This window comes from Klebsiella oxytoca NBRC 105695, from assembly GCF_001598695.1.
Taxonomy (GTDB): Bacteria; Pseudomonadota; Gammaproteobacteria; order Enterobacterales; family Enterobacteriaceae; genus Klebsiella; species Klebsiella oxytoca.
On the sequence record NZ_BCZK01000027.1, the window covers coordinates 16,584 to 25,581 of the forward strand.

At 51.2% G+C, this 8,998-nt stretch carries 11 protein-coding genes; 6 read left to right on the top strand and 5 right to left on the bottom strand.

The features are described from left to right. Positions 1 to 36: 36 nt before the first annotated feature. From trkA to def, 4 genes are read right to left on the bottom strand one after another with little or no spacing between them, the layout of a single operon-like run. Complete coding sequence (gene trkA / locus KO1_RS26330) at positions 37 to 1,413, bottom strand: Trk system potassium transporter TrkA (protein WP_004106309.1); 1,377 nt, start codon at positions 1,411 to 1,413, stop codon at positions 37 to 39. A 21-nt stretch (positions 1,414 to 1,434) separates the two neighbouring features. After that, a complete protein-coding gene (rsmB, locus tag KO1_RS26335) occupies positions 1,435 to 2,724 on the bottom strand; it encodes a 16S rRNA (cytosine(967)-C(5))-methyltransferase RsmB (protein WP_004106308.1) in 1,290 nt (429 codons plus the stop codon). 52 nt (positions 2,725 to 2,776) lie between these two features. Then, positions 2,777 to 3,724 carry a methionyl-tRNA formyltransferase gene (gene fmt / locus KO1_RS26340; RefSeq protein ID WP_004106307.1) on the bottom strand — a complete coding sequence of 316 codons (948 nt, stop codon included), beginning with the start codon at positions 3,722 to 3,724 and terminating at the stop codon, positions 2,777 to 2,779. Positions 3,725 to 3,738: 14 nt separating this feature from the next. Beyond that, positions 3,739 to 4,248 (bottom strand): peptide deformylase, encoded by a 510-nt coding sequence (gene def / locus KO1_RS26345; RefSeq protein ID WP_004106306.1) that lies wholly within the window; start codon positions 4,246 to 4,248, stop codon positions 3,739 to 3,741. 129 nt (positions 4,249 to 4,377) lie between these two features. Between def and dprA the strand changes: the two genes are divergently transcribed. From dprA to KO1_RS26370, 6 genes are read left to right on the top strand one after another with little or no spacing between them, the layout of a single operon-like run. After that, the gene (gene dprA, locus KO1_RS26350) at positions 4,378 to 5,502 is read left to right on the top strand and encodes a DNA-protecting protein DprA (RefSeq protein WP_004106300.1); all 1,125 of its coding nucleotides are present in this window, start codon (positions 4,378 to 4,380) and stop codon (positions 5,500 to 5,502) included. Further along, positions 5,474 to 5,947 (top strand): DUF494 family protein Smg, encoded by a 474-nt coding sequence (smg, locus tag KO1_RS26355; RefSeq protein WP_004106298.1) that lies wholly within the window; start codon positions 5,474 to 5,476, stop codon positions 5,945 to 5,947. Before dprA ends, smg begins: the two co-directional genes overlap by 29 nt. Before the next feature lie 27 nt (positions 5,948 to 5,974). Continuing rightward, positions 5,975 to 6,517, top strand: a complete 543-nt coding sequence (locus KO1_RS27800; protein WP_004106296.1) for a DNA topoisomerase family protein — start codon at positions 5,975 to 5,977, stop codon at positions 6,515 to 6,517. A 4-nt stretch (positions 6,518 to 6,521) separates the two neighbouring features. After that, positions 6,522 to 7,094, top strand: a complete 573-nt coding sequence (gene tsaC / locus KO1_RS26360; RefSeq protein WP_004115936.1) for an L-threonylcarbamoyladenylate synthase type 1 TsaC — start codon at positions 6,522 to 6,524, stop codon at positions 7,092 to 7,094. 3 nt (positions 7,095 to 7,097) lie between these two features. Beyond that, positions 7,098 to 7,916, top strand: a complete 819-nt coding sequence (gene aroE / locus KO1_RS26365) for a shikimate dehydrogenase (RefSeq protein WP_004106292.1) — start codon at positions 7,098 to 7,100, stop codon at positions 7,914 to 7,916. Next, entirely contained in the window at positions 7,913 to 8,170 is a 258-nt protein-coding gene (locus tag KO1_RS26370; protein WP_004106287.1) for a DUF1488 family protein, read from the top strand. The genes aroE and KO1_RS26370 overlap by 4 nt, the downstream gene beginning before the upstream one ends. Here the strand turns inward: KO1_RS26370 and KO1_RS26375 are convergent. Next, positions 8,146 to 8,700 (bottom strand): gamma carbonic anhydrase family protein, encoded by a 555-nt coding sequence (locus KO1_RS26375; RefSeq protein WP_004106285.1) that lies wholly within the window; start codon positions 8,698 to 8,700, stop codon positions 8,146 to 8,148. The two genes, KO1_RS26370 and KO1_RS26375, sit on opposite strands and share 25 nt — an antisense overlap. Positions 8,701 to 8,998: the final 298 nt, after the last annotated feature.

The following is an 8,998-nucleotide window of genomic DNA, read 5'->3' on the forward strand; positions in this document are numbered from 1 at the left end:
GGGATAAAAGAAAGGCGTCTTGTCGACGCCTGATAACTACAGAAAGAAAGGACTTGGCTGGAATAGCCTCTCCACATCAGAGATGAATTTTTTGTCAGTCAGGAACATAACTACATGATCCCCTTGCTCAATGCGCAGATTGTTATTCGCTATCATGACATCATTACCGCGTACAACTGCGCCAATAATTGTTCCTGGCGGAAGTTTAATCTCATCAATCGAACGTCCAACAACCCGTGAAGTGCTTTCGTCTCCGTGCGCCACTGCTTCAATGGCCTCAGCGACGCCGCGGCGCAGCGAGGAAACACCAACAATATCCGCTTTGCGGACATGGCTGAGCAGCGCGGATATGGTTGCCTGCTGCGGTGATATTGCAATGTCGATCACGCTCCCCTGGACAAGATCGACGTAAGCCCGTCGCTGGATCAGTACCATGACTTTTTTGGCGCCCATTCGCTTCGCGAGCATGGCAGACATGATATTGGCTTCATCATCGTTGGTGACAGCGATAAAAAGATCAACTTGATCGATATGTTCTTCAGCCAGTAATTCTTGATCTGAAGCATCGCCGTAGAAGACGATGGTATTCTGCAGCTTTTCTGCAAGCTCTGCGGCTCGCTGTTGATTACGTTCAATGAGTTTGACGCTGTAATCTTTCTCCAGCTTATGGGCGAGCCCGGCGCCAATGTTTCCGCCGCCGACCAGCATGATGCGTTTATAAGGCTTTTCCAGACGCTGAAGCTCGCTCATGACTGCTCGAATGTGCTGCGAAGCGGCGATAAAGAACACCTCATCCCCGGCCTCTACAATTGTTGAGCCCTGGGGTCTGATAGGACGATCGTGGCGGAAAATGGCCGCTACGCGTGTATCAATATGCGGCATATGTTCGCGCATAGTCGAAAGTGCATTTCCCACCAAAGGACCGCCATAATAGGCTTTAACGACCGCCAGGCTGACCTTTCCTTCAGCAAAATTGACAACCTGCAAAGCGCCTGGATACTCGATCAGCCGGTAAATACTATCAATTACCAGCTGCTCAGGTGCGATAAGGTGATCTATAGGAACCGCTTCTGAATGGAAAAGTTTATCGGCATCGCGAACATAATCCGGCGAACGGATGCGAGCAATACGATTTGGTGTATTAAACAGCGAATAGGCAACCTGGCAGGCCACCATATTGGTTTCATCGGAGCTGGTCACCGCAACCAGCATGTCGGCATCATCCGCACCGGCCTCACGTAACACGCGCGGATGCGAGCCATGTCCCTGAACCACCCGGAGATCAAATTTATCCTGAAGACTACGAAGGCGGTCGCCATTCGTGTCGACCAGAGTAATGTCGTTGTTCTCCCCGACGAGATTTTCCGCCAGAGTTCCGCCGACCTGTCCTGCGCCCAATATGATAATTTTCATCAGTCGCGACTCGTTATCTCATCACTTTTTGATTAGCTTAGCGTAAAAGAAGCCGTCACCTTCTTCAGCGCCAGGCAAATTTTGTTGACCTGGCACCTCTGGCGTTCCGGTTTCGCTGAGTACCGCATCCGCTGTTCGTTGCAGAAAAGCTTTAATTTGCAGGCTATTCTCCTCTGGTAATACGGAGCACGTCGCGTAAACCAGAGTTCCGCCGGATTTCAGGTGCGGCCATACGGCATCCAGAATTTCCGACTGAAGCTGGGCCAGTTCTGCGATATCGCGATCCCGGCGCAGCCATTTGATATCCGGGTGACGGCGAATAACACCGCTAGCGGAACAAGGCGCATCCAGTAGGATACGATCGAACTGTTGTTCGCCGCACCACTGTGATGGATGGCGTCCATCACCCTGTTTGACGGTTGCCTTCATTCCCAGTCGCTTCAGGTTGTCATAGACGCGGGAGAGCCGCTGCTCGTCAATATCGATGGCGAGAACCTGTGCTTCGGGAGCCGCTTCGAGAATATGCGTGGTTTTACCGCCCGGAGCGGCGCAGAGATCCAGAATGTGCTCGCCGTTTTTGGGGGCGAGGAATGTGACGCAACCCTGAGCGGAGGCATCCTGAATGGTAACCCAGCCTTCTTCAAACCCTGGCAGTGCATGGACTGGTACCGGTGTTTCCATGCGTACAGCGTCAGGATAAGCGGAATGCGTAAACCCTGACATACCCGCCTCTTCCAGCAATGCCAGCCAGCTGTCGCGCGTGTGATGGAGACGGTTCACGCGCAACCACATTGGCGGACGCTGGTTGTTCGCATCCACGATGGCTTCCCACCGCGCTGGATACGCTTTCTGCAGGCGTTTTAATAACCAGCCTGGGTGTAAGAAGCGAATGTCGCTACGAGAAAATTCAGACAACAGCTCTTCCTGCTGGCGCTGAAACTGGCGCAATACGCCATTAATCAACCCTTTAAGCTGTGGACGTTTAATAGCGACTGCGCCTTCAACCGTTTCCGCCAGTGCGGCATGCGGCGGGATACGCGTATAGAGCAGTTGATATAAGCCCACCATAATCAGGTAGTGAACGATACGCTGCTTACCCGTCATCGGACGAGACATTAGCTTATTAATCAGCCAGTCTAATTGCGAAAGCGTACGCAGCACGCCAAAGCATAGTTCCTGAAGCAGCGCTTTATCTTTATCGGATACTTTTTGCTGCAGTGAGGGCAGAACGTTGCTTAATGATTGCCCTTGTTCGAGAACCTGTTCAACGGCCTGCGCTGCCAGGCTACGTAAATTGAGTTGTTTTTTCATAAACACAAAAATAAAAATGCCCGGCAACACCGGGCGTATTAAGAAGGGGCCGTCAGACCAGACGGTTGCCAGGAGCGAACCATTCCCGGCGCGAGTTTAAAAGATCCTGGGCGCTCATTGCTTTTTTACCGGCCGGCTGCAGCGAGAGTAGATTCAGAATACCGTCGTTGGTTGCTACCTGAATCCCCTGTTTTGTCGCTTCAATGATGGTCCCCGGTACGGCAGCTGTGGCCGTATTGATAACCGATGCCTGCCAGACTTTTATCGGCTGGCCATCAATTTCTATCCAGCTCATAGGCCACGGATTAAAGGCGCGAATGCAGCGTTCTAACTGAGCAGCGGAAAGAGACCAGTCGATACGCGCCTCTTCTTTGCTGAGTTTTTGTGCATGGGTAACCAGCGCTTCATCCTGAACGACCGGTTTTGCGGTACCCGCGGCAAGCTGCTTAAGGGTTTCAATAAGCCCTTGCGGCCCCAGGTTAGCCAGTTTGTCATATAACGTTCCGCTGGTATCTTCTGCGGTGATGGGACACGCAAGCTTATACAGCATGTCGCCCGTATCAAGCCCGACATCCATCTGCATGATTGTTACACCGGTCTCGGTATCACCAGCCCACAGCGAACGTTGAATTGGCGCCGCTCCGCGCCAGCGTGGAAGCAGCGAACCATGAACATTAATGCAGCCAAGGCGCGGCATATCCAGCACCGCTTTCGGCAAAAGCAGACCATAGGCTACGACCACCATGACGTCTGCATGCAGGTCAGAAACTAATTGCTGATTATCCTGCGGGCGTAACGAAGCTGGCTGGAATACCGGTATGCCTTTCTCCTGCGCCAGTACTTTAACCGGGCTGGGCATGAGTTTTTTACCCCGGCCTGCTGGACGGTCTGGTTGTGTAAACACGCCAACGACGTTATGTCCAGAGGAGAGCAGCGCGTCAAGATGACGCGCTGCAAAATCAGGAGTACCCGCAAAAATAATACGTAGTGAATCTGACACGTTAATTCTCGTCCTTAAGCTCGGGCATTCAAGCGGTCAAGTTTCTCAACTTTTTGACGAATGCGTTGTTGCTTGAGCGGAGACAGATAATCGATGAACAGCTTACCAACGAGATGATCCATCTCATGCTGAATACAGATTGCCAGCAGACCGTCAGCTTCCAGTTCAAACGATTTTCCTTCGCGATCGAGCGCGCGGATTTTCACTTTTTCTGCACGCGGCACTAAAGCGCGTTGTTCAGGAATAGAGAGACAGCCCTCTTCAATGCCGGTCTCTCCGCTCTTTTCCAGCAGCTCCGGGTTGATTAATACCAGCTGCTCATCACGATTTTCCGATACATCAATAACGATGATCCGCTGATGGATATCCACCTGCGTTGCGGCAAGACCAATACCTTCTTCAGCGTACATCGTCTCGAACATATCATCGACGATACGCTGAATTTCCGCATTTACTTCTTCAACCGGCTTTGCGACTTTGCGAAGGCGCTCGTCCGGAATATGTAACACTTGCAAAACTGACATAGTTATCCAGAGTTGTGTTCAGGAGTTGGAAAGATTATTACCTCTATTCTAGACAAAACCCCCTGCAATTGACAGTCTCGCTGTCCAATCGCAATGATTGTTAAAGTCGCTTGTGGCAGGGGGATGGGGATGACGCCGAAGGAAATTTGGATACGTTTGATGAGAGTGAGCAGCCTGTATGGCGACAGTGCTGTCAACGTCGCTCGTCAGCTATGTTCATCTCCGACCTTAGATCATGAGAATTTGCGAGCCTGTGGTTTGAATCTGGCGCAATCGAAGCACTTTCTTAGCGTTAACCAATGCGAGATTGATTCCACTCTGCAGTGGCTCGAGCAGCCGAGTTGCTATCTACTCACCGCCGAAGATCCGCTTTACCCACCTCAATTGCGGGCTATTGTGGATTTTCCCGGTGCCCTTTTTGTCTATGGAAATACTTCGCTACTTAGTAGCCGGCAGCTGTCAGTTATCGGAAGTCGAGCGCATTCGTGGTATGGCGCCCGCTGGGGGAAATTATTTAGCGTAGCTTTAGCGGGTTATGGCATTACGATCACTAGCGGTCTGGCTCTTGGCATCGATGGGATCGCCCATCGTGGTGCGCTGGAAGGTAAGGGTAAAACGGTTGCCGTTTTAGGGAACGGGTTACGCGAAATCTATCCTCGTCGCCATCAGGCGCTGGCGGAGCAGATAATTCGCAACGGTGGAGCCGTAATTTCTGAATTTCCACTTTTTACTCCGCCTTTGCCGGGGAATTTTCCCCGGCGTAATCGGATTATCAGCGGCCTGAGCGCCGGTGTGTTAGTTGTTGAAGCCGCACTGAAAAGCGGTTCGCTAGTGACAGTTCGTTATGCTCTGGAGCAGGGAAGGGATGTATTTGCCTTGCCAGGGCCAATTGGCAGTCCTGGTTCGGAAGGACCCCATTGGCTCATTAAGCAGGGAGCGATTCCCGTAACGGCGCCTGAAGACATCATTGAATACTGGCGGGATGATCTACAGTACATTGTTCCCAAGCCGGATGGCGCAAATAATTGCGCGAATCTGCCTTCTGTAGCATTGCCATTTCCAGAGCTCCTGGCTAACGTAGGAGATGAGGTAACACCTGTTGACGTTGTCGCTGAACGTGCCGGCCAATCTGTGCCAGTAACCGTAGCCCAGCTACTTGAACTGGAGTTAGCAGGCTGGATCGCAGCTGTACCCGGCGGCTATGTCCGATTAAGGAGGGCAAGCCATGTTCGACGTACTCATGTATCTGTTTGAAACTTACATCCATAATGAAGCAGAAATGCGCGTGGATCAGGACAAGCTGACTCGGGATCTTACCGATGCCGGTTTTGAACGAGAAGATATCTATAACGCCCTGATGTGGCTTGAGAAACTGGCTGATTATCAGGAGGGGTTGGTTGCGCCTATGCAGCTTGCTTCCGACCCTCTCTCGCTACGAGTATATACGGACGAGGAGTGTCAGCGTCTTGATGCGAGTTGCCGGGGGTTCTTACTGTTCCTTGAGCAAATTCAGGTGTTGAACCTCGAAACACGGGAAATGGTAATAGAGCGTGCGCTGGCGCTGGATACGGCGGAGTTCGATCTGGAGGATCTCAAATGGGTGATTCTGATGGTGCTGTTCAATATTCCCGGTTGCGAAAATGCCTACCAGCAAATGGAAGAATTACTCTTTGAAGTAAATGAAGGTATGCTGCATTAACTTTTTTGCTGCGACATTAGAATTGTTATGACCAAAACAGCGCTGTTTTCGGTGCGTAAAAACGAACCCTGCCCGCAGTGTGGGGCTGAACTGGTGATACGCTCCGGGAAGCACGGGCCTTTTCTCGGCTGTTCGCATTATCCTGACTGTGACTATGTCCGTCCCCTTAAAAGCCAGGCGGACGGACATATCGTCAAAGTTCTGGAGGGGCAAACGTGTCCGTCTTGCGGTTCCGTGCTGGTGCTACGGCAGGGACGTTTTGGTATGTTTATCGGGTGTAGTAGCTACCCTGATTGTGAACATACTGAATTGATTGATAAGCCAGATGAAACCGCAATACCCTGCCCGCAATGCGGACAAGGGCATCTGGTGCAGCGCCGTTCACGCTTTGGTAAAAACTTCCATTCCTGCGATCGTTACCCCGATTGCCAGTTCGTCATTAATTTCAAACCAGTAGCGGGCGAGTGCCCCGAGTGTCATTACCCGTTGCTAATCGAAAAGAAAACGGCTCAGGGCGTTAAGCGCTTTTGTGCCAGCAAACAATGTGGAAAGCCGATATCGGCGGAATAAATCTGTGAATAATAACCTGCCCTCAGAAGCCATCGTTCGCGCTGTAGAGCTTCTGAATAATCAACATGTCATCGCCTATCCTACGGAAGCCGTTTTTGGCGTCGGTTGCGATCCCGATAGCGAAAAGGCCGTCATGACTCTGCTTGCTCTTAAACAGCGTCCGGTCGAAAAAGGATTGATCCTGATCGCCGCTAGCTTTGAACAACTCAAGCCATACATTGACTATACGCGGCTTAGCGATGAGCAGCTCGCGGCTATTTTTTCCTGTTGGCCTGGTCCGGTGACGTTTGTCTTCCCCGCCTGTGCTTCAACGCCGCGTTGGTTGACTGGGCGCTTCAATTCATTGGCTGTCAGAGTTACCGATCATCCGCTGGTGGTTGAACTGTGCAAGGCTTACGGTAAGCCGCTGGTTTCAACCAGCGCAAATTTATCGGGCCAGCCACCTTGCCGCACGACCGAGGAAGTTTATACACAGTTTGGCGCTGACTTTCCCGTCATTGATGGGGCAACGGGAGGACGACAAAATCCATCTGAAATTCGTGATGCCTTGACGGGCGAACTCTTCCGCCAGGGATAATTCATGGAAACTTATGCCGTCTTCGGACACCCCATCGCCCATAGTAAATCGCCGTCTATCCATCGCCTTTTTGCACAGCAGCTGCAAATTGCGCATCCCTATGGACGTATTCTGGCTCCGCTCGATGATTTTGTTACCACGCTTGACGCCTTCTTTAATGAGGGTGGCAAGGGCGCTAACATCACCGTACCTTTTAAAGAAGAGGCCTTTGCGCGAGCTGACGAGTTAACCGAACGTGCAGCGCTGGCCGGCGCAGTTAATACGCTTAAACGGCTGGAAGACGGCCGGCTGCTTGGCGACAATACGGATGGCATCGGGCTCTTAAGCGATCTGGAACGGCTTGAGTTTATCAAACCTGGCTTCCGGGTATTGCTTATTGGCGCGGGTGGCGCTTCACGTGGGGTATTGCTGCCCCTTTTATCTCTGGATTGCGCCGTTACTATTGTCAATCGTACCTTTTCTCGCGCTCATGAACTGGCTACGCTGTTTGCTCATACTGGCAGCGTCCGTGCTTTGGATATAGAAGCATCAGGCAATGAGGAATTTGATCTCATCATTAATGCGACATCCAGCGGCATTGACGGGGACGTTCCTGCAATTCCTGTGAGTTTAATTAACCCTCATGTCTGCTGCTATGACATGTTTTACCAGAAAGGTAGTACGCCTTTTTTATCCTTATGCCAGCAACACGGTGCGACAAAATGCGCTGATGGGTTAGGAATGCTGGTGGCGCAGGCTGCTCATGCGGTGCTGTTGTGGCACGGCATTCTGCCAGATATAACTCCAGTCATTGCCGCTTTACAGAAGGAGCTGAATGCATGAACCAGTCTATTCAGTTTCCTGACAGGGAAGTGTGGGATGAGGCGCACCAATGTATCGCTTTTCCGGTATTAGTAAACGGTATGCAGCTAACCTGCGCCTTAACGTCATCGGTGCTCAAGACGCGTTTTGGTGGGGAAGAACCTACGCAATGGCTGGCCGCATTTCGTGAACATCGCTGGGATCTGGAAGATGAAGCTCAGGTTCTGATTCTCGACCAGCAGGAAGATGCTCAAGGTTGGATCTGGTTTTCCTGAGTCAGGTAGTCACCCTTCCACTTTACATAGTTATTCGCTGAATATATGAGTCCGGCGATTTCCGCCTCCGTCAGGGGGCGTATCTGCTTTACAGGGTTGCCAAAGTAAAGGTAGCCACTCTCAAGGCGTTTATTCTGTGGTACCAGGCTGCCTGCGCCAATCATTATATCGTCTTCTACAATCACGCCATCCAACAGAATCGAACCCATGCCGACCAGCACACGGTTACCGATGGTGCAGCCGTGTAGCATGACCTTGTGGCCGACAGTGACATCATCGCCAATGATAAGTGGATTGCCTCGCGGGTTTGATGAAGACTTATGAGTAACATGTAAGACACTACCGTCCTGGATGTTAGTTCGAGCGCCTATTTCTACATAATTCACATCACCGCGAATCGCGACCAGCGGCCAGATACTGACATCATCAGCTATTCTGACGTCCCCGATCACTACGCTGCTGGCGTCGATCATTACCCGTTGACCCGTTTTCGGGAATAACTCTTTATAGCGACGCAAACTGTTGGTCATAGTTACCTCAATAAAATAAGGGAGTGCAAAGACTTTGGGTGCTTTTGGGGCCTCCTGCAACCCTTTATTGTGGTAAAAATTGAACGAATTGCGCAAGAACGCTGCGAAGAGGCGGAAAAAGCATCACATGAAAAAAAAGATCGAAAAAAGGCTTGTGCAAAAAAATGGGATCCCTATAATGCGCTCCCACTGACACGGAACAACGGCTTACAGCCCGCCGGGTCAGCGGGATTCAGCGATGAATACCGGCAGAGAAAAGCGAAATTAAACGCTTGACTCTGAAAGAGGAAAGCGTATT

Bases quoted from the DNA above. Each gene is read 5' to 3' on its own strand.
- trkA (WP_004106309.1), bottom strand. From the start codon at position 1,413: ATGAAAATTATCATATTGGGCGCAGGACAGGTCGGCGGAACTCTGGCG.
- rsmB (WP_004106308.1), bottom strand. From the start codon at position 2,724: ATGAAAAAACAACTCAATTTACGTAGCCTGGCAGCGCAGGCCGTTGAA.
- def (WP_004106306.1), bottom strand. From the start codon at position 4,248: ATGTCAGTTTTGCAAGTGTTACATATTCCGGACGAGCGCCTTCGCAAA.
- dprA (WP_004106300.1), top strand. From the start codon at position 4,378: ATGACGCCGAAGGAAATTTGGATACGTTTGATGAGAGTGAGCAGCCTG.
- smg (WP_004106298.1), top strand. From the start codon at position 5,474: ATGTTCGACGTACTCATGTATCTGTTTGAAACTTACATCCATAATGAA.
- KO1_RS27800 (WP_004106296.1), top strand. From the start codon at position 5,975: ATGACCAAAACAGCGCTGTTTTCGGTGCGTAAAAACGAACCCTGCCCG.
- aroE (WP_004106292.1), top strand. From the start codon at position 7,098: ATGGAAACTTATGCCGTCTTCGGACACCCCATCGCCCATAGTAAATCG.
- KO1_RS26370 (WP_004106287.1), top strand. From the start codon at position 7,913: ATGAACCAGTCTATTCAGTTTCCTGACAGGGAAGTGTGGGATGAGGCG.
- KO1_RS26375 (WP_004106285.1), bottom strand. From the start codon at position 8,700: ATGACCAACAGTTTGCGTCGCTATAAAGAGTTATTCCCGAAAACGGGT.